At 49.3% G+C, this 22469-nt stretch carries 22 protein-coding genes; 4 read left to right on the top strand and 18 right to left on the bottom strand.

Annotated features, from left to right (window positions below):
• Window positions 1–15 precede the first annotated feature (15 nt).
• On the top strand, window positions 16–195 hold the full coding sequence (locus tag AC2YIT_RS05360) for a histone H1 (RefSeq protein ID WP_430841709.1): 180 nt from the start codon (window positions 16–18) through the stop codon (window positions 193–195).
• Between the two features lie 60 nt (window positions 196–255).
• Here AC2YIT_RS05360 and AC2YIT_RS05355 read toward each other — a convergent pair whose 3' ends face one another.
• The 3 genes from AC2YIT_RS05355 to AC2YIT_RS05345 form a co-directional block, all read right to left on the bottom strand.
• Window positions 256–669 (bottom strand): MaoC family dehydratase, encoded by a 414-nt coding sequence (locus AC2YIT_RS05355; protein ID WP_309990245.1) that lies wholly within the window; start codon window positions 667–669, stop codon window positions 256–258.
• A gap of 99 nt (window positions 670–768) precedes the next feature.
• On the bottom strand, window positions 769–1146 hold the full coding sequence (hpf, locus tag AC2YIT_RS05350) for a ribosome hibernation-promoting factor, HPF/YfiA family (RefSeq protein WP_430841713.1): 378 nt from the start codon (window positions 1144–1146) through the stop codon (window positions 769–771).
• A 231-nt stretch (window positions 1147–1377) separates the two neighbouring features.
• Window positions 1378–1680, bottom strand: a complete 303-nt coding sequence (locus tag AC2YIT_RS05345) for a DUF4286 family protein (RefSeq protein WP_430841715.1) — start codon at window positions 1678–1680, stop codon at window positions 1378–1380.
• 68 nt (window positions 1681–1748) lie between these two features.
• On the opposite strand from AC2YIT_RS05345, the gene AC2YIT_RS05340 reads away from it, so the two are divergent.
• Window positions 1749–2168 (top strand): cytochrome B, encoded by a 420-nt coding sequence (locus AC2YIT_RS05340; protein WP_430841717.1) that lies wholly within the window; start codon window positions 1749–1751, stop codon window positions 2166–2168.
• Between the two features lie 70 nt (window positions 2169–2238).
• On the opposite strand, the gene cysM is transcribed toward AC2YIT_RS05340, so the two are convergent.
• The 13 genes from cysM to AC2YIT_RS05275 form a co-directional block, all read right to left on the bottom strand.
• Window positions 2239–3111 (bottom strand): cysteine synthase CysM, encoded by an 873-nt coding sequence (cysM, locus tag AC2YIT_RS05335; protein WP_430841719.1) that lies wholly within the window; start codon window positions 3109–3111, stop codon window positions 2239–2241.
• A gap of 195 nt (window positions 3112–3306) precedes the next feature.
• Entirely contained in the window at window positions 3307–4518 is a 1212-nt protein-coding gene (locus tag AC2YIT_RS05330) for an alpha/beta hydrolase family protein (protein WP_487278470.1), read from the bottom strand.
• A gap of 84 nt (window positions 4519–4602) precedes the next feature.
• Window positions 4603–5334: an alpha/beta fold hydrolase gene (locus AC2YIT_RS05325; protein ID WP_487278469.1), complete on the bottom strand. Its 732-nt coding sequence runs from the start codon at window positions 5332–5334 to the stop codon at window positions 4603–4605.
• Between the two features lie 67 nt (window positions 5335–5401).
• On the bottom strand, window positions 5402–7120 hold the full coding sequence (locus tag AC2YIT_RS05320) for an AMP-binding protein (protein ID WP_487278468.1): 1719 nt from the start codon (window positions 7118–7120) through the stop codon (window positions 5402–5404).
• A 134-nt stretch (window positions 7121–7254) separates the two neighbouring features.
• The gene (locus AC2YIT_RS05315; RefSeq protein WP_430841727.1) at window positions 7255–7764 is read right to left on the bottom strand and encodes a GNAT family N-acetyltransferase; all 510 of its coding nucleotides are present in this window, start codon (window positions 7762–7764) and stop codon (window positions 7255–7257) included.
• A gap of 32 nt (window positions 7765–7796) precedes the next feature.
• Window positions 7797–9188, bottom strand: a complete 1392-nt coding sequence (locus tag AC2YIT_RS05310) for a hypothetical protein (protein ID WP_430841729.1) — start codon at window positions 9186–9188, stop codon at window positions 7797–7799.
• 80 nt (window positions 9189–9268) lie between these two features.
• Window positions 9269–10501 (bottom strand): DUF4106 domain-containing protein, encoded by a 1233-nt coding sequence (locus AC2YIT_RS05305; RefSeq protein ID WP_487278467.1) that lies wholly within the window; start codon window positions 10499–10501, stop codon window positions 9269–9271.
• A 97-nt stretch (window positions 10502–10598) separates the two neighbouring features.
• Window positions 10599–11297 carry a hypothetical protein gene (locus AC2YIT_RS05300; RefSeq protein WP_487278466.1) on the bottom strand — a complete coding sequence of 233 codons (699 nt, stop codon included), beginning with the start codon at window positions 11295–11297 and terminating at the stop codon, window positions 10599–10601.
• A gap of 4 nt (window positions 11298–11301) precedes the next feature.
• Window positions 11302–11871: a thermonuclease family protein gene (locus tag AC2YIT_RS05295; RefSeq protein WP_487278465.1), complete on the bottom strand. Its 570-nt coding sequence runs from the start codon at window positions 11869–11871 to the stop codon at window positions 11302–11304.
• Window positions 11872–11919: 48 nt separating this feature from the next.
• Window positions 11920–12312 (bottom strand): hypothetical protein, encoded by a 393-nt coding sequence (locus AC2YIT_RS05290; protein WP_487278464.1) that lies wholly within the window; start codon window positions 12310–12312, stop codon window positions 11920–11922.
• A 35-nt stretch (window positions 12313–12347) separates the two neighbouring features.
• Window positions 12348–13580: a sulfite oxidase gene (locus AC2YIT_RS05285; RefSeq protein WP_430841739.1), complete on the bottom strand. Its 1233-nt coding sequence runs from the start codon at window positions 13578–13580 to the stop codon at window positions 12348–12350.
• 225 nt (window positions 13581–13805) lie between these two features.
• Window positions 13806–14597, bottom strand: coding sequence for a ferritin-like domain-containing protein (locus tag AC2YIT_RS05280; RefSeq protein WP_430841741.1), 792 nt, complete (start codon window positions 14595–14597; stop codon window positions 13806–13808).
• A 28-nt stretch (window positions 14598–14625) separates the two neighbouring features.
• Window positions 14626–15351 carry a ferritin-like domain-containing protein gene (locus AC2YIT_RS05275; protein ID WP_487278463.1) on the bottom strand — a complete coding sequence of 242 codons (726 nt, stop codon included), beginning with the start codon at window positions 15349–15351 and terminating at the stop codon, window positions 14626–14628.
• Window positions 15352–15937: 586 nt separating this feature from the next.
• Here AC2YIT_RS05275 and AC2YIT_RS05270 point away from each other — a divergent pair.
• Window positions 15938–16240 (top strand): hypothetical protein, encoded by a 303-nt coding sequence (locus AC2YIT_RS05270; RefSeq protein WP_487278462.1) that lies wholly within the window; start codon window positions 15938–15940, stop codon window positions 16238–16240.
• Between the two features lie 140 nt (window positions 16241–16380).
• Entirely contained in the window at window positions 16381–17754 is a 1374-nt protein-coding gene (locus tag AC2YIT_RS05265) for a sigma-54-dependent transcriptional regulator (RefSeq protein WP_487278461.1), read from the top strand.
• Here the strand turns inward: AC2YIT_RS05265 and AC2YIT_RS05260 are convergent.
• Together AC2YIT_RS05260 and AC2YIT_RS05255 are read right to left on the bottom strand one after the other, a co-directional pair.
• Complete coding sequence (locus AC2YIT_RS05260; RefSeq protein WP_487278460.1) at window positions 17742–20306, bottom strand: ATP-binding protein; 2565 nt, start codon at window positions 20304–20306, stop codon at window positions 17742–17744. The two genes, AC2YIT_RS05265 and AC2YIT_RS05260, sit on opposite strands and share 13 nt — an antisense overlap.
• A 201-nt stretch (window positions 20307–20507) precedes the next feature.
• On the bottom strand, window positions 20508–22454 hold the full coding sequence (locus AC2YIT_RS05255) for a c-type cytochrome (RefSeq protein ID WP_487278459.1): 1947 nt from the start codon (window positions 22452–22454) through the stop codon (window positions 20508–20510).
• Between the last annotated feature and the right edge of the window lie 15 nt (window positions 22455–22469).

Below are 22469 nucleotides of genomic sequence, written 5' to 3'. Positions count from 1 at the left end.
AAAAACAAAGAAAACATGGCAAGATTCGATGAAGTAAAAGAACTGGTTCTTTCACTGGAGGGCGATTTCGATAAGTTCTATAACAAAGGTAACCAGGCTGCCGGAACTCGTGTACGTAAGGGCATGCAGGACCTGAAAACGTTGGCTCAGGATATTCGCGCGGAAGTTCAGAACAAAAAGAACGCAGGCGAATAATCAGCAAGCACACGGAAGACTTTAAAAGCCCCGACGATGATCGCCGGGGCTTTTCCTTTTTCAGAATTTTGCTTCGTTCACCATCGTGGCAATACCACGGACGGCGATCTTTTTGGTAGTGGCGTCGTAAATCTCGGTGGATATTTCCGCGATATGCTTGGCTGGATTGATGGATACGATCTTGAAAACGGCGCGATACTCCGTTTCGACATACATGGGTCGCAAAAACTCCACGGTTTGCTTCAGATAAATGGAGCCGAAACCGGGGAACTGCGTGCCGAGTACTTTCGTGAAAACCGTGATACCCAGCATTCCGTGGATAATCGGTTTTTTGAACTGCGTGGTGGCAGCGTATTCAGCATCGAGATGGACCGGGTTGTTATCACCAGTCAGATCAGCGAATGCCTGCACTTGCTCTTGCGTGAATTTGAAAAGATGGTCGAATGTCGAGTCGACAACAGGTTCTATTTGCATAAATGGGTCATTTACTTAGATTGGAATTTCAAAAATACATCTAAAACGCAAAAAGCCGCCTGACGGTAGGCGGCTTCCTGCTTCAAATTGAACGCTGGTCTATTCTTCTATATCTTCGGCCAGCACGACTACCCCATTGTCTTCGGATAGTCCGTCAAGGGCTTTCGGAGCCCTGGCATTGTTCCTTTTATTTTTGAATTTTTTAACCTGCATTTTCAGGGTATCTATTGCTAAGTCGGTTGCTTCTTCAAAGGTGGTTCCCTGCTCCCTCACAAACATCGTCCCGCCGGGCACATAGAGCTTCACTTCGAGGAGTTTGGTATGCAACTTGGTGTTTTCATTCCTGTCGAGCTTAAGGAATACCTCTCCACTGGTGATCCGGTCATAGAACGTATCCAGTTTATCCAATTTTTGCTGAATAAATGTCAGCAATTTGGGATCGGCATCAAAGTGAATTGCTTGCATCTGCAGTCTCATAAGCACACATCATTTTAAAGTAAAACATATTTCCAACCGTTTTCCAGATTTCGGACCGGAGGTTTATTCATCTTCGGATAGTTATAAAAAACGCGTACTATCCGGGCTGATCTCCTGGTTGAATCTGCCTTAACGGTAGATTAAATAAAAGGAAATATTAAGTTAATGTCAAGTAATAACCGTGGTTTTTAAGGTACATTTATTTGCCTGTAAAAACCACGTATACGGGTCTTACGCCTCTTCCAAAAGTGTCCTGAAAGAGACATATTGCCCGTTGAAAAGCTCGTGATGGCGCTCCTGCATGGCCGGTTGAAAATGGGTTTGATATGCCAGAAAATCTTCCATCGTCCTGAATTTAAACTGGGTAGTGTAGGTCGAACCTTCGTTCTCGATCTCGGTGAGAAGCCGCAGCAGCTTGCATTCCAGCGGTAGCTCCGTAGCATTGATTTCCGGGATATACACCGATTTCATATAATGCAGCCAATCTTTTTCGGCCTGGTAACTGATATTGACTGTGATGTTATAGACGATCATTTTATAAAAATTTATGTTTGCGAGTTACATTTGCATGCATATACTTATTCACCGTAACCAGTATTATCATGAATATTCTTCTACACGCCCATTCGGGGCTCCGTTATGTGGTGTTAGGACTTTTGATTGCAGCGATTTTTACGGCGTACTCCAACTGGCAGAAGGGCAGCCAGGACGACAGCAAGCTGTACCTCTTTACCCTCATCGCAACCCACACTCAGTTGTTGATCGGACTGGTGCTGTATTTCATGAGCCCCAAAGTTAACTTCGATCTGATCAGCGAGAAAGTATTTCGGTTTTATTCGATAGAACACGTATTCATGATGCTGATCGCCATTGTGCTCATTACTGTGGGAAGGGTGCGCTCGAAGAAGCTCACCGGTGCCGACAAGCACCGGACGGTATTGTACTTCTACGCATTGGCCCTGATCATTATCCTGGTAGCTATTCCCTGGCCTTTCCGGAATCTGGGATCGGGATGGTTTTAAGGTACTTCGGCCGTCGGCTATCGGCGGTCGGCTTTTTTAGTTTGATAGCCGACAGCCGATAGCCGAAGTTCTACCCAAACAGCTCGCTCGACAAGTATCGGTCGCCGCGGTCGCAGATGATGAAGACGATCACGCCTTCTTTCAATTCCTTCGCCAGCTCTATGGCGGCCCAGGCAGCGCCTCCGCTGCTCATTCCGGCAAAAATTGCCTCTTCGTTGGCCAGTCGGCGGGTAGTGAGTGTGGCATCGTCCTGCGACACTTCGATCACGCGGTCTACGCGCTCTTTTTCAAATATTTTTGGGAGATATTCCACCGGCCATTTGCGGATGCCAGGAATATTCGACCCGTCGTTGGGCTGGCAGCCTACGATCTGGATGTTGCTGTTTTGCTCTTTCAAATAGCGCGATACCCCCATAATGGTGCCGGTCGTCCCCATTGAAGATACGAAGTGGGTGATCTGCTGATCGGTATCGCGGTAAATTTCCGGCCCTGTGGTCCGGTAATGCGCTTTCCAGTTATCGGGATTGGCAAATTGGTTGAGCATGAAATAATCGCCGGCGGCCGCTTTTTCTTCGGCCAGGTCGCGGGCGCTTTCCATCGTTTCCGTGAGGATCACCTTTGCTCCGAATGCCTCCATCGTGAGCACGCGTTCGCGGGTGGAGCTCTGCGGCATCAGTAGCTCTATTTCGAGGTCGAAAAGCCGGGCGATCATGGCCAGTGCAATGCCGGTATTGCCACTGGTAGCTTCTACGAGCTTCATGCCGGGCTTTATTTCGCCGCGTTCGAGCGCGCCTTTGATCATGCTGTACGCCGCGCGGTCTTTCACGCTGCCGCCGGGATTGTTGCCTTCCAGCTTGCCGAATATGCGGACGTTGGGATTGGGATTAACTCTTCGTAATTCAACCAGGGGTGTATTGCCTACCAGATCCAGTAATGATGACATGGTGTATTCGTGATGTTGTGATTCAAAAAAGGTACGTATACAAAGTTACCGGCGGTCCGGCGACTTTCGGAAAGCGTAAATCAACAACATCGAACGGACTGAAAGAATGCCCGCCGGAAAGAAAATGTAGAAAACTTGGTTGCAAAAAGCATATTTACCCTATGAAACTAGTGGGATGCAAATATATCTGAATATTTACTGAATATTGGCGAAAAAATCCTGAGTGCCGGTGAGAAAGAAAAGAACTGTGCTGCTATGAGTGCCTGTCGGATACTTGAACAGCTCCACGTTGGTAGCGCCCAGTTTTTGCATTGCATTGTAGGCATTCTGGGAATTGAAAAAGAAAACCAGCTGATCCGCATCGCCATGATAGAGCCTTGTCGGCGTTTTCGGCTTCCAATTGTAAACATCGTTATCAGCAATGGCATCGATGAATCCCTTATCGGTACCGTCGTTGAGTTGTCTTTTGAAAGAATCGTTGAGGATGTTGCTGAAACTTTCGTTGATTGCCACATTAACGCCGTTTTTTGCGATTTGGGACGCGTACTTATCGGTGAAATAGTATGTGGATGGTTTATTCAGCTTATATATTCTGTCATACGTCAATAGCACCCACAGGTACAGGGAGTTGTAAGATGAAATGCCTTGCGTGGGAGAATTGATGATGTATTTCATGAACGCGGTTTTATCGTATGCACCTGCCCCGCAACTCGACGCCCGAAGATTGAATTCCGACGCAGCCTCTTCTTCGATCTTCTTCTGCAGTGCCATCGTCGCGTATCCGCCTTCCGAGTAGCCTGCAATGTATAATTTCTCATCCCATTTGACTTCTGTTTGGCCTCTTAGAAATTCTTTGCAGGCGCGGATCATATCCAGGGATGCCGATGCGAGGCTCGCAGCATGCTCGTACGGGTGCGGGAGATTGTCGGAAGCGCCATAGCCAATGTAGTCGGGATATGCTATAATATACCCCATTGAGCCAAAAAGAGACCCGAACGATGCCCCCTCAGTACCATCCTGGAAGAGGGATGGTGCTTCATTCTTGTTGGTGATGGTTCCATGCTGCACGCTGATCATTGATACCGGGCCCGTAACCACGGGCAATACCAGCGCTCCGGAAGCAGTTATTTCAGCGCCATCGGTGTTTTTGGTTTTGTAGGTGATTTTATAAACCCTAACCCCATTTTTTACATACGCACTCGCCAACCCGCCTAATGTTCCGGCTTTTTGAATGATTTGTTCTTTGGTTAACGTCGTAATCGAAGTACTTTCCTTCAAATAGACATTCTCCTCGGTAGGCGGTACCAGTTTGGTATCATCATCCTTACATGAGTTGAGGATTAGCAGGCTCCAAATGAGCAGGAAGCCAAGGTATCGAAATGAAAGGGAAGGGATAGATTTTTGCATAGCTAAAAGATAAACAGGCCATTAGTATATCAGTGGTAACGCATAATGGCCTGTTTTTGATGAGAAATTCTCCTTTTTCTTCTGTTAAATTTTACTCATATACCAATTGATCATCCTGGCCGTGGCATCCGGACGTTCCACCATGCCCATATGACCTGCTTCGGCGAAGATCAGCGGATAGCTCTTTTTCGGATATTCGGCGAGTTCGATGACGCTCTCGAAGGGGATTAGCTTGTCCTGCATTCCGATGATGAACAAAACAGGGAAGGGCAGGCCGGATAGCACCGCGGTGCGGTCGGGGCGGTTGCGCATGGCTGTGATACCGGCGATGAGCGCTTCGGCCGGGAGTTTCCCAAAATATGCGATATGTTCTTTGATACGCTCCGGATAAAGTTCTTTATAACGCTCACCGAAAAGGTTTGCGGCAGTACTTTTGACGAAGGACTCGGTGCCGTAGGTCCTTAGCAGGTCGATCATCTGGCCGCGCTGATGTTTCTTCGCATCATCATCGGCGTACGCTGTGGAATGGAAAAGCCCGAAACCTTCAAGCATATCGGGGTATTTTTCAGCAAATGCAAGAGAAATATAGCCTCCCATCGAATGGCCGATCAATGTACATTTCTGAATGTTGGCGTTGGTCAGGAAGCGATGCAGTTCGTCCGCATATTCCTCCACCGAATGGCAGGAAGTAAGTAACGAAATGTTCGGTCTTACTACCGTGTAAGAGTCGTTGATCGCAGCGTCGAGGCTGTCCCAAATCGTGTCATCTATGCCATGACCATGTAGTAATACCAAAGTTTTCCGGTGTAGATTCATATAGATTTGCATTCAAGGTTGAGAACTTGTTTGCCTAAATATACTAAACCTTCGCCCGTTTGCGGTCCTAGTGGCTAACTTTCGCCATTTCTTCCTCGCGCAGCGCGCGGCGGAGGATCTTGCCTACATTGGTTTTGGGAAGCTCTTTCCGGAACTCGATCTGCCGGGGATTCTTGTAGCCCGTGAGGTTTTCCTTGCAGTATGCTTTTACCTTTTCCTCAGTCAGTTCGGGGTCTTTTTTGACTACGAAAATTTTCACCATTTCCCCTGATTTTTCGTCCGGGATGCCCACACAGGCCACCTCCGCAACGCCGGGGCATTGGGCTACCACATCTTCTATTTCATTGGGATAAACGTTGAAACCCGAAACGAGGATCATATCCTTTTTCCGGTCTACGATCTTGAAGAAACCGTCAGGGTCCTCGATACCGATGTCTCCCGTTTTGAACCAGCGGCCAGATTCGTCTTCGAGGATTACTTTGGCGGTTTCATCGGGGCGGTTGTAGTAGCCCAACATAATCTGCGGGCCTTTCGCGCAGATTTCGCCGCGCTCTCCTACCGGCAGCCATTTGTCGTCCTCACCAAGTATACGCATTTCGGTACTCGGGAAGGGCAAGCCGATGGTACCTTGCTTGTGTTTGCCGTTCAAGGGGTTCACCGAGAGTACCGGCGAGGTTTCGGAAAGTCCATAGCCTTCCACCAGCGGGCAGCCGGTCGCTTTTTCCCAGCGCTCCGCGACGATCTTTTGCAGCGCCATGCCGCCCGCGATCGTTATTTTAAGGTTCGAGAAATCGACCGAAGCAAATTCCGGGTTGTTCAGCAAGCCATTAAAGAGGGTATTCAAGCCCGGGAAAATATGGAAAGTGTATTTTTTGAGTTCTTTAATAAATGCAGGAATATCTTTCGGGTTGGTGATCAGCACATTCAATGCTCCCCATTTGATACCGCACAACCCGTTGATTGTCATAGCAAAGACGTGATACAGCGGTAACGCGGCGATGAGCGTCAACTGCCCGGTTGTTTCCGAGTTGCGCATTTTGGACATCAGCCATTCATTAATGCCCTCCACATTGGCGATCAGGTTCCTGTGCGTAAGCATGGCGCCTTTAGATACACCAGTGGTACCCCCGGTATATTGAATAAATGCGATATCGAGACCGGAAACGTTCGGTCTCTGATAAGTGACGCCGGAGCCGGCCAATAGGGCCTGGGCGAGTGTCACTGTGTTTTTAAGGTGGTAAGCAGGCACCATCTTCTTCACGTATTTCACCACGGCATTCACGATCAGCTTTTTAGGAAAGCCCAGCATATCGCCGATTTCGGAAATGATTACGTGCTCGATATCAGTATTGGCAATGACCTTTTCCAGGTTTGACGCAAAATTGGCCAGTATGACAATTGCCTTCGCTCCCGAATCCTTGAACTGGTGCTGCATTTCACGCGGCGTGTACAAGGGGTTTGTATTCACGATTGTTAGCCCTGCGCGCAGCGAGCCCATCATCACGACGGGGTATTGTAGCAGATTAGGCATTTGTAAGGCAATGCGGTCACCCTGTTTCAGGCCGATGCTTTGGAGGTAGGCGGCAAAATTCTTTGAAAGTTCATCCAATTGCCCGAAAGTCAGCTTTTTATCCATATTCGTAAAAGCAGCCTTATCAGCATTTTCCCGGAAACTCGACTCCATCAGTTCGAGTAAGGACGAGTACGCATCGGGATTTATTTCATAGGGAATGCCTTCCGGGTAGTTTTTAAGCCATGGATAGGTATCCTTCGAGATCGAGACCATAATTTCAGAGCAAAGGGTAAGAATGACTATTTGTGAATTAAGATAATCAATTAAGCCAAAAAAATATCGAACCAATCCAATTTATTTTTGACCTTGAAAACCCGCGAATTTGAGTTAGATCGCGGACATTCCGATTATCGGCGGTTAATTTCCCAGCGCCAGAGCAACCCTTCGTCGGGGTCGTTGACATCCTCGATCTGGGCAAAACCCAACTTTTCCAGAATGTGCCCGGAAGCATTCTCTTCTGCCAGCGTGTGAGCGATCACCTTACGTACGGATGGGTGCTGAAACGCGTGATCCGTCAGGCCTTTGGCCGTTTCCGTGCCTAACCCTTTCTCCCGGTACGACGGAATGATTTCATAGCCAATCTCTACTGCGCCATTCGAATCGGGTTCGCCCTTGTAGCCACAGGAGCCGATCAGCATATTGTCAGGAACGTGTATAATGAGATAAACCCACCAGTCGCGCAATGGCGGGTGGGCTTTCCAACGGTGATAAGATGGTGTAAAAGTATCGCGGAAATCCGTCCACTTTTTAGGGACGTTTACACCCATAACGCGGGCTAATGTATTGTTTCCCATGCGGATAGCATCATAAAGCGTATCGTCGCAGGAGATAATTCTTAAATGGGGGGTCAAAATCATAATAAAGGAAATGAGCCCCCCAATTTAAGAAACTATAAATTGTTTTCGTCAAAGCGGTCGGTGATTGCCTTGCGGATGGCCTGGTGCGGACGCATTCCCGTGCTGCGGGTACGCGGCACGGCACGATCGGCGGAGGCATTCGATTTGGCACGTAATGCGAGGTTCGAAACCGTCAGATGGCTGTTGCGCCAGGCATCGTATTCTTCCTCGTTCATCACATCGCGGGTTACCTGTCCGTGTGCATAACCGTCGCCGAACGATTGAATACGGCTGTCGGTCAATGCTTGCTTGCGTTCATTTTCCAGCGCCTCTATTTCGGCCCTGATTTTCGCTTCCTCCGCTTTCAGCTCTTCCAGTTTAGGCAAAAGCTCGATTTCGTTTTCCAGAACGGTTTTCTGAGTCATGTGCTGCGTAACAGTCTGCTGCAAAGGCTCCATTTGTTTCAGGATCCGCTTTCTTCTTCTGCGGAGTCGCCATAGTTTCGGGTCGACCTGCAACCAGCGGTACCAGAAGCCTTGCAACACCGGCAACGCCATACCCAGCGATACCGCACCCGCGATCGCGAATAGCACGCCGCTCAACACGAACGACAGCAATGCCCACGGACTGTTTACGAGGTCGAGGTTAAGCTGATCGGAATTTTGCAATGCCTGCTCGATTTTTTTGGTCAGGGCTGGACTATCTACCGGCGCACCGGTCAATGGGTCCACCGCATTCAATTGCAGGTTTTTAACCGATTTGTTGATCGCCTCTTTCAGCTTATCCGTGCGGTAGGCTTCGTACCGGAACCAGCCGAGCACGATCAGCGTAACGATCGCGAAAATGGATAATACCAGCTTGAAACCCGCGTACCGCGATTTCGCTTTCGGCGATTCATCCTTGTGGTAAGGTTCTTCCACCAGTCGGTCATAGGCCGGTTTCAACAATACCGAAAGCATCGCCAAACCGATCGCAAATGCCCAGGCCTCGTTGGAGTTCCGGATATTTAATGCATACGCTACGATTTCATGCGAGATAATCAGGTCACCGGCGATGAATGAAATACCGGCGGCGAGGAAGATCAAGCCGGCGATAAGCGAATAGGAAGGCGCTTTCTCAGCACGTTTCTCTTTCAACTCCTCCGTCTGCGTGTCGATTTCGTTGATCGAGCGTTCCATGTCCTTCATTTGCGTGGCTGCATTGTTGAGGCCCATTACCTCGTTTTGCAGTCTTCCATATGCAGCTTTGTGTTCTGTCAGCGCCTGCTGATTCCGTGACCGCGTTTCCGTGAGCTCTTGTCTCTTCTCATTGAGCCGGTCCTGGATCCAGCCATGATTTACATTACTGGACAAATAATTCTCATATACTTCACGGTCGATACCTTCCATTCCACGTGTGTAACCGTGTTGGTAATCTCCGTTTTCATTTAGATTTTGCTCGTTCATGATCCTATTTAGGGTTGATCGAATGTGAGTTAAGGTAAAAAACCGCGCCATCGGCGCACCGCCTGATCATCTTTCCGCCACTATTTGCCCTTCTGGATCAGGTTAAGCTGCCGGGTGGTCAGCTCGTTTTTCATGCGGCGCGCAAGGTAAAATTCGCTCTCAAAAAGCTTGATCAGCATGTCCCGCTTGGCAAAAAGGCGGTCGCGCTCGGTCTCGGCGTGGCTCTGCTCGCGGAGTACCTGCCATTTATTTACCCGCAGATTATCGATCTCCTCCTGTAATGTTTGGCATTCCGACTCCCAGTTGTAGTTATTTTCAACAAAATCCTGGCGATCGCGACGAATATTTAACCAAACTTGCAGGTCATTACGCAGCACGGTAATGTTGCTGAGCAGGAGTTTTCCAGCAAAAAGGAAGAGGAAAAACACGAAAACGAACAACGCAAACGCCTGCCACCAAGTCTGGTACGTAATTACATTCGCAAACACGAACAAGGCAGATGCGAACGGCAATCCTATTTCTTCCAGCAGCGATTTCCAGGTCACTTTCGAATCGGTATCGTGGAAAAGCGAAATGCGGCCGAACAAGCTGAACATCCCCGCCAGAAATACACCCAGCGCGATCCACGAATTATCCGCAAACGCGGGTTTGAGCGACTCGCGGATCAGGAAGAAGTTACCCACGCACATGGCCGCGCATAGTGTAATGCCTATGAGCGTGCGCGGGAGATGATGTTCGCCTTCCGTACGGGAGCCCGGTGTTTTCAGTCGTTCCTGCAATTCATCGATCCGGTTTTGTTTCTGACCAATGAAAAGATTCAGCTCCTGAATGCGCTCGTTATGCTGCTCGATATCCGCAATATGCCACGCGGCCAGGTTTGAGAAATATTTGTGAATAATGTCGGTTTTCTCGTGCGGGTCGGACTCCGAAAGGCCGAAAAGCACGCCCTCATCACGCAATGTGTCCTCGTCTTCGAGCCAGTACGGAATAGGAACCTCCACGCTTTGTGGCTCCGGATTTTGCGGAATGGGCTGGGCCGCTGTCGACTGCGTTACAAATGGTTGAGGTACGGGCTGTGCGGCCGGCTGAGATGCGGCCTGCATAGGTGCCTGAAAGGCTGGTTGCTGAGACTGCGGCGCAGCAGCCATTACCGGTTGCCTGTTGTGGGTAACGGTTGGTTGATTGATCGGATTTTGTTCCACTGATCGAGTAGGGGTGTCGTTCGCCTGAACAGGCTCATCATCGTAAAATTCGTTTTCGTCGGACTCTCTCGGACGAAACCAGCCGGCAATTAATTCAGTCAGTTTGGCCATAGTTTTTCATGGGTTAGCCTGCGATTATCCATGAAAACAAACAAATTCGCTATAATATTGTGATGACCGGCTATTAAAATAGGTAAGCGCCTGGGAATTAGGACATTTCGAACATCTTCTGTAACGCTTGCCAGAGTTTCTTCTTGAGGTTCCGGTCGGCCTCGATCACCACGAGCGGATCGACGAGCAGGAACCATATACCTTCCAGATTCTTAGGCGTATAAGGCACCAGCAAGAGGTCGAGATTGAGCTTGATCAGCGGTACGCCAAACGATATGAAAAAGTGGGTCTTTTTACCCGAAAGCACCTTACGCGCATCCTGGCCGGGCATGAAACTGAAATTCAAGACATCGCTCGTTTCGAGCGAATGGCCGACGGCTTTGAGGATATTATCAAGGAATAATGCTTCGGACATGAGCATTTCCTCCTGCTTCGGCTCATCGGTGAGGACAAGTACCTTGTGCTTCAATGCGGGGAACGCAGGGGAAGGCGCATGAACGAGCGTATTTACAGGCGTTGGGGCCGGTACTGCTGGTGTCAGAGGTAATGCAGGGGTGTTGGTCGGTACTGCCGGCGTTGCTGCCTGCAATGAGATGGGAGGCTGCGTCGGAACCGCAGGTGTCGCCGGCAATGAGGACACGGGCGCCTGTACATGGGCAGGTTCGGGTACCTGTGATGCGGACTGAAATTCTGCCGCGGCATGTATGGAATGTTCGGTCGGCACACGATCTTCCAGCTGAAACAAAGTTTCATTCTGATAAAGGATCTGAAAAAGTGCTACCGACGAATGCTCCATATTATTACAAATGCCCCAGTTCCATTCCAGGCTGGGTCCAGATGCCTATTTTTTGTTTGTTAGCGGCTATTTCAAGTTTGGCATATTCCTGATCGTGCGAATACTTTTTGAAATGCACGGCCAGGCCTTTCTTGACCAATTCCTTATTTAGCACCTTACCATCCGGTAGTACCACTTCACCTAACAAGCGGCCATATTTATCGAATTCACCTTTGTGACGGATACTAACCACCTTCCGGAAGCATTTTTCGCTCGTAAACTGCTTCGCATTGTTGTAAAAAGGCATATTGCGTTCCGGGCAGTTGATATGCTGCAGACGTATCCGCACATTCTTGCCCATTCTGCGCCCCGCCCTTTTGCCGGAATAAATATATTTGAGCTCGATCGTATCACCATCCTGGATCCCGATCACTTCCGCTTTGAGTGGATTAGGTAAATCGCTGTTACTGGTTAGTTGCCGGCCTTCTTCAGATGCGAGCGCGCACGACGCGAGCATGGTCGGGGTGCTTGTGAGAACGAGGAACAGCAGGCTGGAAAATGCAAATCGGGAAACGAGAAAACGGAAATCAGGCACGCGTAATATTCATAAAGTTTGAGTGCCAAAGATAGCTATTGTTTCCGATCAGTGTTGTTCCAGTTTGTACCATTTGATGTCCTTCAAAGGCGCTCTCCTTGCCACTGAGGCAGTTGGCGAATAATTTTTTTCGAGATAATCGAGTACCGGTTTCTCGGCATCGCCCAGCTCCCATAGGTTGTGGTTGGCTTGCATCCAGCGGATCTTCTGCTTCCAGCCGTCGCGTGTAAAACGGTTAGCCGTGATCAGCTTGGTTGAATGGCAATTGGTACATTGCGCTTTCACCATGTACAGGTTTTCGTCCACGATGAGTCCCGTTTCGGGATCTTTTTTAGTGGTATCGGCCACTGCCGCGCCCGCATTGTGACGTTTGGCCGGTATTTCGGGGAGGGTTTGAAAAACAATACCCGCGCCGAGCATGGCAATTAAAAGGACTTTCATAAACTATCGTATTTGCCCGGGAGCATTGTGGTACATTATCCTACTTTCACGGCAATTCTTTCACAAGCATTGTTCAGATACCCACCAGGGTTCCAGGCCGGTGCCAGCATTGGTTGCGCAACGCCGGTTTCGTCGGTGGCTTTCACCCATATTTCATAATATCCGTTAGTCGGAAATTTAATATGGGTATTCCAATGCTGCCACGCCAGGCGGTTCACCGGCGCTTCGAGTTTACATTCTTTCCAGGTAGCCCCGAAATCAATCGAAACCTCTACTTTTTTAACGGAATGGTCTCCCGCCCACGCGTGTCCGCGCAATGCGAGCTCCTTCCCCGGGTCGATCATCGCACCGGTCTTGGGATAGGTGATCAATGATTTCACCGGCATGGATTCGATGATTTTGTAATATTCATCGGTAGCCGGAATTTCAGTACCAGGCGCTACCGGGTTGCGGGGCAGTTTGTAGCTGTGGCCTTCCATTTTAGGGCCGTCGTGTACCTTGTTCCGTACCGAAATGCCGCTCAGCCACTTCCCGGAAACCGAAGCAGGCCAGCCACCGATCACGAGCCGGAGCGGGTAGCCGTGGAATTCGGGAATGTCCTTGCCATTCATCTGCCATGCAATGAGCGTCTCGTCTTCCATGGCTTTCGCAATGGGCACGCCGCGCGAGATCGCTTCTTTTTTTGGATCGCGGCTCAGGTGGAGGTCTTTGCCGTGGTAACCTATATATACGGCATCGCTTTGAATGCCTACGTCATTCAAAATGTCTTTCAGCCGTACGCCCGTCCATTGTGCGCAATGCACTGCACCCTGGCCCCATTGATTACCCGAGGCTTGTGGCTGATAGCCCGAGCGACCGTTTCCGCCGCATTCCAGCACCAGCTGATAAGTATATTGTTTGAATTTCTTTTTGAGGTCGGCCAATGTGTAGGTCTTAGGTGCTTTCACCGACTCGCCGTCGATTGTCAGCGTCCAGTTGGCTGCATCTATTTTTTCCGGAACAAGACCGTTGTTACGGATGAACATATTTTCGACCGGTGTTATACGGTCGTCGAGCAAATGTACCGGCGTTTCCACGTTCCAGGGTCTATCGCCCTGCACGATCATTTCCGCATTCTTGCCTTTCAACGCATCTTTCTCATCGAGGAAAATAGGACGGTACCCGGCGGGCATCCGGTTAGCAAAAACGATCTGGCTGCCCATTGCTGTAACTAGTGCCGTGAGGCTCCCTTTTCTGAGAAAATCTCTTCTGTTTAATTCGGAATTCATTAACTGGTTCAGGAAAACTTGTAAAACATTATTTCCAAATTTACATAAACCGAGCGGCTTAAACCATTATTTCGGGCCAAATCGGGTTGTTTACCTATAAAAAAGAGGCTACCGTTGCCGGTAACCTCCTGATTCATAATAGTGTGTAGTAGGGCACTCTGAGCCATAGCTCTTTGAAAAGTGCATGTATAAGCCTAACAGGGAAAGTTTACGTTATCGGTGCGATTATTTTTTGATGAATGGCCCGGCAATTGCGAGTACCGCCTCCTTGGTCAGCGGCTCGTCAAACGCCTCGGTAATGGCGGCATCGCTCTTGGAAGCGAGTCCTTTGAGGTTTACTCCGCCTTGCGTCATGTTATCTTCGCCGGCGTAGATGGCGGCTACTGCGCCTTCCTTGCCTGTGATCCATCCTTTCATCGCTGTGTTGCCCAACAAGGTGGCAGCAAGCCGCCTCGCCACAGCTGCGTGCCGCGCCTCGATGGAATGCACTTGCAATGCGTATTCGAGAATCTGCGGGTCGGCGATTAACGCACCCGCCTGGCCCTTGTAGGCACGTACGCCCGTATCTTCAAGCGCACTCGACACGGTTACAAACGTTTTGTAGTTGGTAAATACATCGCCGAATGCACCGCCGTACTGGAAATCGAAAGTTGGCTTTGCAATGGCTTTGCTCCCGAGCGCTTTCACCAGAAATGCCACGTGCTGCGTTTCGTGTTTACCGATTTGCATGAAAATGGCCTTGTCGGATGCCGGAATGAGGTTTGCAGCCGCATTGCCGGCTTTGTAAAACTCGTCTTCGAGGTATTCCAGCGTCAGGGCATAATTCAGCACGTCCACAGCGGCTGCCGACTGTGCGAATGCCTTGTTGACGATTGCCGCGAATGTGGTAGGGATTGCCGCCGAGGCCAACTTGCTTCCTATTTTGTTCATAAAGTGGCGGCGCGACGCGTATTCGAGTCTCCCGACTGCATCACCGTCAATTTGCTGAAACTGATGTATGATTTTGAAAATATCCATTGTCTCTGCCTCCTATTAGTGTGAATGATTATTTACCTATGTTGGCACCGGTGATGGTATCCTTCACGTAGCCCTTAACTGCCGCGAGAATGTCGGCAGGCGCGATGGCCTTATCCATTCCGTTGGCGTCGATGATGTCGTCTCCGGCAAAATCGGCGGATTTCGGGTTGATCAAGTCACGGATAACGGCCGCGTGACGGGCCTCCACGGAGACGATCTTGCCTGCAAGCAAAAGGTAATTCGGATCTTTGATGAGCTTTCCGGCGCCATTGTAGGCGGCTACGCCGGTGTCTTCGAATAATTTGGCAGCCCCAAGAACGGCCTCTTTTTTGGTGAAGTCGATGGCGGCGAAGTTAGGGGTTAGTCCCTTGATAGCCTTGTCACCCAATGCAGCCTTGAAGAAGTCCCGATGAATGATCTCGTGGTCGCGGATGTCGGTCAGGATGGCTTTCTCTGCGTCGGTGATACCATTGTAAGGCGTTTGTACCACTTGTGTGTAAAACGCGGCTTCGAGTTGTTCCAGCGCATATGCGTAATTGAGCACACCAATGTCACCCGAGCCGAGATCGACGGTGTCGCCAGTGCCGGGAATCATCGGGTCGTCATCATCGTCGTTGCAACCCGCAGCGATCACGATGGTACCTAACGATGTGGCTAATCCTGCCGAGCGCAGAAAGAGTCGCCTGTTAACAAGTGAGGTAATTTCCCCTTCTCCATTGCGGGAGGTGTTCTTCGTTTTCGTGTGTTTGTTCATAGCAATAAAAGGTTATTGAGCCACTCTCCGTATGTCGGAAGAGTTTTGACAGACCTACGTGGGATGGATTGCTTTAGATCGGGCTTTGAGAAAAAGGAGGAAGGAAGCCGAAATGATGTGGGTTTAAAAACGCAAAAAGAGTCCCGGGTGGGGACTCTTGATGTTTCAGACTAACCGATGGAATTCTTAAATAACGTTGAGTAAATAATGCCTGAGATATAATTCAATATATGAATGTATAGCGTTAAGTCTCTGGTGGTGTGTAGTAGTTGTGCTACTTATTGCAGATAAATAATTACTACGCAAATATAAGACAATATGTTCCGAACAAAACAATAATGGGTAAAAAAATTTGAATTTTTTTTAGTTTGGGTAATAAGATCCGTGTATGTGGTCAAAGTGATTATTAAATTTCACATAACTGATGTGAAATTCCACAACCTGAGGCATAGCTCCCGTTACGTCTGGCTACATAGTTGCGAGGTAAAATTGGTTAATATCTGATTATCAACTTTTTTTGTAGCATATTCCCATTGGCACGAATATCTCTTTTAGTTTACGTTAAAAATTAAATGCCCGATCCATCATGCGAATAACCCCGACAACCTTTGCCCTCTTGCTAGCAGTAGTGACCCCGGATGCTGAGGCAGCCGTACAATCTCTTGCGGATGTGGCCGTTATTGCCGAACATAGCAAGGTTGCCGTGCGCCCGGAAGACCTTCCGGAGGCTGTTAAAAGTACCTTGTCCGGCTCCTATGCCGAATGGAAAGTAACCAGCGCATACCTGGTCACGCGGGACGATAACTCACAGTATTACGAAGTAAATATCAAACGAGCGGAAGAAACATCTACACTTAATCTGGACAAGTACGGGAAGAAAATCGACTAGTAAAAGGCCATTCCCGGCGTCTGACAGGCTCATAATGAAAAGCCGGAGACTTCTCCGGCTTTTTGGTGTTTGTTTTTTGTACTTTTACATAATACCCACTCGTTTAATAGTATTTATTTTTCTTAGAAATAGTATCACCCATGGCTCATCTGCTCCTCGTTGAAGACGATTCTACATTTTCAAAGTTGCTCACCAATTTCCTCGGCAAGCATGGTCATCAGGTAAAAGTTTGTACAAACATAAAAGAGGCGAGAGAAGCACTCGGAAAGAGTAATTCCGACGGGCCGTTGGAAGTGCTGATGCTCGATTACCGTCTACCGGATGGTAATTCCGTAGATTTTCTCAAAACGCTCAGAAGCGAAGGAAACCGTACCCCGGCCTTTATCATGACCAGTTTTCACGATGTGAGGACTGCTGTAACCGCCATGCAAATCGGGGCTTTCGATTATATCACCAAGCCGGTGAATCCGGAAGAACTGCTTATGGTACTCAGGGAAGCGCTGAACAAAGGAGAGGTGACGAGCGTGAAGACTGCGCCGAAAGCCAAAAATAGTTCCAAGACGGAGAAACAATCACTTGATTATATCGAAGGTAAAAGCAAAGTTGCCAAACAACTTTTCGAATATGTGCGCCTGGTGGCACCAACAGATATGTCGGTGATTATCCAGGGAGAAAGCGGTACCGGCAAGGAGCATGTGGCGAAGTCGATTCACCGCCTCAGCAAGCGCGCCGACGGGCCGTTCGTAGCGATCGACTGTGGTTCGTTGTCGAAAGACCTGGCAGCCAGTGAACTTTTCGGTCATAAAAAAGGGGCATTTACCGGTGCATTGCAGGATAAGATTGGGCAGTTCGAAGCGGCAGATGGCGGTACGCTATTCCTCGATGAGATCGGAAACCTGAGCTACGATGTGCAGATCAAGCTGCTCCGCGCATTACAAGAGCGTATTATCGTTCCGATTGGCAGTACTCAGCAGGTGAAAGTAGATGTGCGCCTCATTGCAGCGACCAATGAGGACCTGATTTCCAGCGCAGCAGCAGGTGATTTCCGCGAAGACCTTTATCACCGTTTGAATGAATTTAAAATCGAAGTGCCTGCATTGCGCAAGCGCGGCGAAGACCTGCCGATTTTTGTCCAGCATTTTGTAGATAAAGCCAATGAAGAGCTCGACCGCAATGTGCGGGAGCTTTCGAAAGAGGTCATGGATGTTTTTCAGAAATACGACTGGCCCGGTAACCTCCGTGAGCTCAACAATGTGATCAAGCGCCTGGTGCTCTTGTCCAAAGAAGAGGTGGCTACATTAAGTGCATTGCCGTCGGAAATGATTACCGCTATGGAAGACCAGCAGAAACCTGCTCCCGGTTCTGACTTGAAGGCATTGCAGGAGACGCATGAGAAAGAAATGATCGAAAAGGTATTGCAGGAAGTGCGCTACAACAAAAGCAAAGCGGCCAAATTATTGAATATCGATCGCAAGACTTTGTATTATAAAATCGAAAAATATCATATCGAGTAAGAGAGCGCTTTTTCCTCTACTTGCTCAATCACTGACGCAGCGTCATTCACGACCTGCGTCATTTCTTTTTCCGAGACTTCCGCAGCGTTCTCACGCAATGCGATTTCCAGGTTCCTGAACCTTGCCGACAGGTCACGGGCGCCGATTTGCCCGGTGCGGCCGGCCATGCGGTGCATCAGTTCTTGTGTATAATCGGGCTCGTTGGCAGTAATATGCTGCCGGAGTGACTCAATATCGGCGCGGGAATCTTTCACAAACTGGTCGAGGATTTCACGCAACAGGCTTTCGTCGCCGAAAGTCATTTCGGTGAGCATCGTGAAATCAAAATCCAGGTTGTGGGCTGTGCAGCCGTTTCCCGGCTTCGCCTCTGCGGGTATAACCGCGGGAGAATCTCTTTCCGGTGCCGAGGACGATTCGAGTAATTCCAGCAGATCTCTGGAATGGAAAGGTTTCATCAGGTAACCGTCGAAACCCATACTCAGTAGTTTTTTGCGTTCCTCCGGCAATGCCTGAGCAGTGAGAACGAAGAATTTTACATCCTCTGGTGCCGATTTGCGGAGGCGCTTCACAAGCTCGGCCCCATTCATGCCCGACATGCGCATATCCGTGAGCACGAATTTGACCTCATCATTCCATGGCCGGCTCAGCACCTCCTCAGCCGAGGAGAATGCAGCATGCTGAATGCCGTTCATTTCGAGTACCGAAGAGCACCATTTGAGAATAAAGGCATCGTCGTCTACGAGCCAGACTTTACCATTAATCCGATAGTTCCGTTCCGGCGCTTCTTCTGTCAATTCCAGTGTGTCTGCCTTTTTCATACTGGTGGTGACAAAAAAAGTCGTGCCTTCTCCCGGCTTACTGGTGACATGGATACTACCCGACATGCCTTCTACCAACGCCTTTACAATGCTGAGGCCGAGTCCTGTACCGCCATAACGACGCTGAATGGAGGGATCGGCCTGCTCGAATTGGTTAAAAATGCGTTCTGTTTGCTCTTTCGACAGTCCGATACCTGTATCGGAAATCTGGTATTCGATTTTAACAAGATTACCGCTTTCATGACCAGCTACTTTGAGGACTACTTCGCCGTTCTCGGTGAACTTTATTGCATTAGTCAGCAAATTGTACAGTACCTGCCGCAGTCGGAAAGGGTCGCCGTGCAGGTACAGGTTGGGTTTCAGGGAGTTTTCGAGCCTCAATACCAAACCTTTGGATATGGCATTCGGCCTGAGTACCTGTACTACCTCATTCAGGAGTGAATTAATAGAAAATACCCTGTCCTCGAATGTAAAGCGGTCGGAAATGATGCGGCTGTAATCGAGCACTTCGTTAACAAGGTATAGCAAGTGCTCCGAGGCCGAATGCAGCGTTTCGAGGTCTTGCTTCCGCGGTTTCTCTTCGTTTTTCAATGCTTCCGCATAGCCGATGATCGATTGCAGGGGGGTGCGGATCTCATGGCTCATGTTAGCCAGGAACCGTTGTTTGGCCATGCTGTGGTATTCGGCTTCTTCTTTGGCTTCTTCGAGCTGCTGGCGGTAATCGTTGCTTTTGGTAATGTCTGTGAAAATGAAGTAGGCCATTACTGCTGTCAGGAAAAAGAAACCCAGCATGATCCATTCAAGATAATTCACGCTACCTTCCACCATGCTCTTCGCCTTGGCGTTGTTTTTATTGGAATCCTGCATTACGTCCCGTTGAACATCCTGCATAACACCTAGCAGTTGCTTTACAAGGGAGTTGCCGGCCGTTGCCAGCTCCTGCTCCCTGTCGACGAATGTTACCGCCCGTTTTTTCTGTGATTTTTCGATGGCGTGAACGGCCTCGCCTACTTTTTCGATTGTGCTGTCCTTTTTGGCCACGCGGATCGTGTCGACCTGTACATTCACTTCCTGTTTCTGCACCAGTTTTGTCGGTTCTTTGGCTGGTGCCTGGTTCTTTTTATTTCCACGGAATACCCTGCTGAGAAAGCCTTTTTTGGTGCTGGCTTTCTGGCTGGTGTCGGGTACTTCGGTGTAAACAGTGGTCGTAGTCGTACGTTTTTCGGTTTTCACCACCGTGCTGTCTGGTTTGACTGTCTTCGTGGTAATCAATCCGGAAATTGATTTAACCTCGTCTTCCAGTGCTTTGTTGCTCACCAGTTTGGACCGCACCTTCACATAGTCGCCATAGATCTTCTCGCGTTCTTTGAGGATCTTCTTCATGGAATCGATCCGGATTACCTGCAACGGGTCTTCCAGGCTAAGATAACTGAGGGTATCGAGCGTGGCGATCAATTCCACCGATTGGGCAAGTACCTCGTCGTTGAGTTCTTCCCCTTTCAGCTTTCGTTCGTTCTGAAGGTGATCGAGCGTAAGGATGTCCTGAAATATCTTATTAACCAGCCGCATCTTGTCATCCGGAGTGGAGAGCGTATCCAGCGTGGTGAGCATATTGTCGAATGCCAGCTTGCTGGTTACCCAGGATGCAGCCAGGGCGAGAGAGGCAATGAAAAAGCCTACAACGACTTTTCCTTTTACCGAATTCAAGAAAGACGGGCCACGCAGCGTAAACATAGTTTTAGTTACATTCAATTACAACTAACGCATTTTCAAGGATAAAACGTGCGATTTGTACTGCATTAGTCTGGTTCGCAATGTGAAGATAATGCATTAAAATGTATTCTGAACAGGCTGATCGTCAACTAAAAAAAGGCTGCCTCCGATGGGGAAGCAGCCTTTTGGACTAATGCCGGGCCGAGCCCGGTACCATTACGATTATTTCGCAAGTGAATTGATCCACGCCGCGATTTTAGCCGCTTCCGCCTTAGGAACCTGGGGCATAGGCGCCATTGGCGTAGCGTAGTCAGGCCAGTTTTCAGGCTTCGGCGCGTAAATCAGCTCTACGATCTTCTCGTTGCTGTATTTGCGTTTCGCAACGTCAGCGTAAGAAGGTCCTACTACCTTTTTGTCCGGCGCGTGGCAAGCAAGGCAAGTGTTTTTCGCCAGCAATGGCTTCACTTCTTCCCAGGTTGGCGCTTTGGCTGCTGCCCCGGCTTTTGCAGGGGTTGCTTTGCCTTTACCATCCGGAGAAACGTGTTCTTTTGCAGGTTCAGCCGAAACAGATGCCTGTGCTTTGCCCGAACGGGTAGTTTTCAGGTCGGAAACCTTCAATCTTTCACCGTCAGGAATGTTGTTCAGCGTGTAATACGCATCCGGGTGTACGAGCGACCAGCTGTTTGAAGCCGAGCGAACGCCTTCCAGAGAGATCTTGTGTACGTAATATTGACGCATTCCTTCGAGCACGATACGTACTTTCTTGTTGTCATCGGATACCTTCACACCGGTAATTTTCACATCTTCCAGGTTGATTTGCGGGCTACCGTAAACTGGGTAATGCTTGTACAGGTAGCTGCTCACTTTGTAAGAATCCAGATCTTCCGCCGATTTACGGTCAACCGGCATAGTGAATTCGATTTCGAAACCGTCAGGCTGTGCTTTCACAGTGTACATTTCAAAAGGCATTTTGCCATTCCATACCAAACGCTGCAAGCCCTGGTTGGCATCACCGGCTGAGCCCCAACCCCGGTTGGTTTCGCCTACGAACATCGATCCGTCCTTATCGAACGCCATACGCAACACACCCGACTGGAATCCGCTACGGAAACCGATACTAGCGCCCTGATATTCTCCTTTTACTTTTTCCAAAACAACACGCATAATGTTGCTTTGTCCCTGGTCGCCTACGAAAACCTGGCCTGTAAATGGCCCGAAGTTCCCTTTGGTATCGTCGAGGATCAATTCAGAGGTAGAAACGCCGTGTACGCCATAAGGCAACCATACAGCCGGAAGCTGTACCATGTCGTATTTCTGTTTCAATTGGTACAGGAACTGTGGTTCTTCTCCCAATGTATTTTCAGGCTTGATCGCGCGCCCTTGTTCGTTGCGGTGCTGGCGGTTGTCACGCTCTGCGAAGAATTGCTTTTCAGTCAGTTTTACAGGAGAGTTAGGCAATCCGGCCCATTTCAATCCTGCCGGGTGACCCATGAAGCCACCTTTTTTTACCTGGAAAATCGCACCGGTACCCATCCAGTCGCCCTGGTTGTCGGTGTAGAACAGCTCGCCGTTCAGCATGCTGATACCCGCGGGGGAGCGCACGCCGGTTGCGTACGGTTCGTATTTGCCGTCGTTGGTGATGTGGAAAATCCAGCCACGACCTGGAACGCGGCTTTCGCCTCTCCACCATTCTTCGTCACCGAATGCAACGTTACCACTCACGAAGAAACTGCCATCCGGAGCCAGTTTAGGACCGAACGAGTATTCGTGGTAGTGACCTGAAAGCGGCCATGCGTACACGGTTTCGTAAACATCCGCTTTGCCGTCGCCGTTTTTGTCAACGAGCTTGGTCAATTCGCCGCGTTGTGCGCAGTACAGTGCGCCTTCTTTGTAAGCCAGACCAAGGATTTCGTGCAAACCGGTCGCGAACTTGCGGAAGTACGGCGTACGGCTGGTAGGGTTATCCACGATCCAGACCTCACCACGGCGGGTTGAAATCGCCAGGGAGCCATTTGGCATCGTTGTCAAACCACCTACTTCAAGGATAATGCCTTCGGGAATCGGTGGGGTGACGATCTTGTAAAAATCTTCTTCTTTCGGAGACTCCTGCGCTTTCAGCGTAGACAGGGAGGCCAAAAGAGCAAATGCTATATGAGCAAGTTTTTTCATTGTTCAATCAGGAAT

The sequence above is a fragment of the Dyadobacter sp. SRI_021 genome, assembly GCF_057586235.1.
This window is presented reverse-complemented; position numbering and strand designations above follow the sequence as displayed.

Bases quoted from the DNA above. Each gene is read 5' to 3' on its own strand.
- AC2YIT_RS05360 (WP_430841709.1), top strand. From the start codon at position 16: ATGGCAAGATTCGATGAAGTAAAAGAACTGGTTCTTTCACTGGAGGGC.
- AC2YIT_RS05355 (WP_309990245.1), bottom strand. From the start codon at position 669: ATGCAAATAGAACCTGTTGTCGACTCGACATTCGACCATCTTTTCAAA.
- hpf (WP_430841713.1), bottom strand. From the start codon at position 1,146: ATGAGACTGCAGATGCAAGCAATTCACTTTGATGCCGATCCCAAATTG.
- AC2YIT_RS05345 (WP_430841715.1), bottom strand. From the start codon at position 1,680: ATGATCGTCTATAACATCACAGTCAATATCAGTTACCAGGCCGAAAAA.
- AC2YIT_RS05340 (WP_430841717.1), top strand. From the start codon at position 1,749: ATGAATATTCTTCTACACGCCCATTCGGGGCTCCGTTATGTGGTGTTA.
- cysM (WP_430841719.1), bottom strand. From the start codon at position 3,111: ATGTCATCATTACTGGATCTGGTAGGCAATACACCCCTGGTTGAATTA.
- AC2YIT_RS05330 (WP_487278470.1), bottom strand. From the start codon at position 4,518: ATGCAAAAATCTATCCCTTCCCTTTCATTTCGATACCTTGGCTTCCTG.
- AC2YIT_RS05325 (WP_487278469.1), bottom strand. From the start codon at position 5,334: ATGAATCTACACCGGAAAACTTTGGTATTACTACATGGTCATGGCATA.
- AC2YIT_RS05320 (WP_487278468.1), bottom strand. From the start codon at position 7,120: ATGGTCTCGATCTCGAAGGATACCTATCCATGGCTTAAAAACTACCCG.
- AC2YIT_RS05315 (WP_430841727.1), bottom strand. From the start codon at position 7,764: ATGATTTTGACCCCCCATTTAAGAATTATCTCCTGCGACGATACGCTT.
- AC2YIT_RS05310 (WP_430841729.1), bottom strand. From the start codon at position 9,188: ATGAACGAGCAAAATCTAAATGAAAACGGAGATTACCAACACGGTTAC.
- AC2YIT_RS05305 (WP_487278467.1), bottom strand. From the start codon at position 10,501: ATGGCCAAACTGACTGAATTAATTGCCGGCTGGTTTCGTCCGAGAGAG.
- AC2YIT_RS05300 (WP_487278466.1), bottom strand. From the start codon at position 11,297: ATGGAGCATTCGTCGGTAGCACTTTTTCAGATCCTTTATCAGAATGAA.
- AC2YIT_RS05290 (WP_487278464.1), bottom strand. From the start codon at position 12,312: ATGAAAGTCCTTTTAATTGCCATGCTCGGCGCGGGTATTGTTTTTCAA.
- AC2YIT_RS05285 (WP_430841739.1), bottom strand. From the start codon at position 13,580: ATGAATTCCGAATTAAACAGAAGAGATTTTCTCAGAAAAGGGAGCCTC.
- AC2YIT_RS05280 (WP_430841741.1), bottom strand. From the start codon at position 14,597: ATGGATATTTTCAAAATCATACATCAGTTTCAGCAAATTGACGGTGAT.
- AC2YIT_RS05275 (WP_487278463.1), bottom strand. From the start codon at position 15,351: ATGAACAAACACACGAAAACGAAGAACACCTCCCGCAATGGAGAAGGG.
- AC2YIT_RS05270 (WP_487278462.1), top strand. From the start codon at position 15,938: ATGCGAATAACCCCGACAACCTTTGCCCTCTTGCTAGCAGTAGTGACC.
- AC2YIT_RS05265 (WP_487278461.1), top strand. From the start codon at position 16,381: ATGGCTCATCTGCTCCTCGTTGAAGACGATTCTACATTTTCAAAGTTG.
- AC2YIT_RS05260 (WP_487278460.1), bottom strand. From the start codon at position 20,306: ATGTTTACGCTGCGTGGCCCGTCTTTCTTGAATTCGGTAAAAGGAAAA.
- AC2YIT_RS05255 (WP_487278459.1), bottom strand. From the start codon at position 22,454: ATGAAAAAACTTGCTCATATAGCATTTGCTCTTTTGGCCTCCCTGTCT.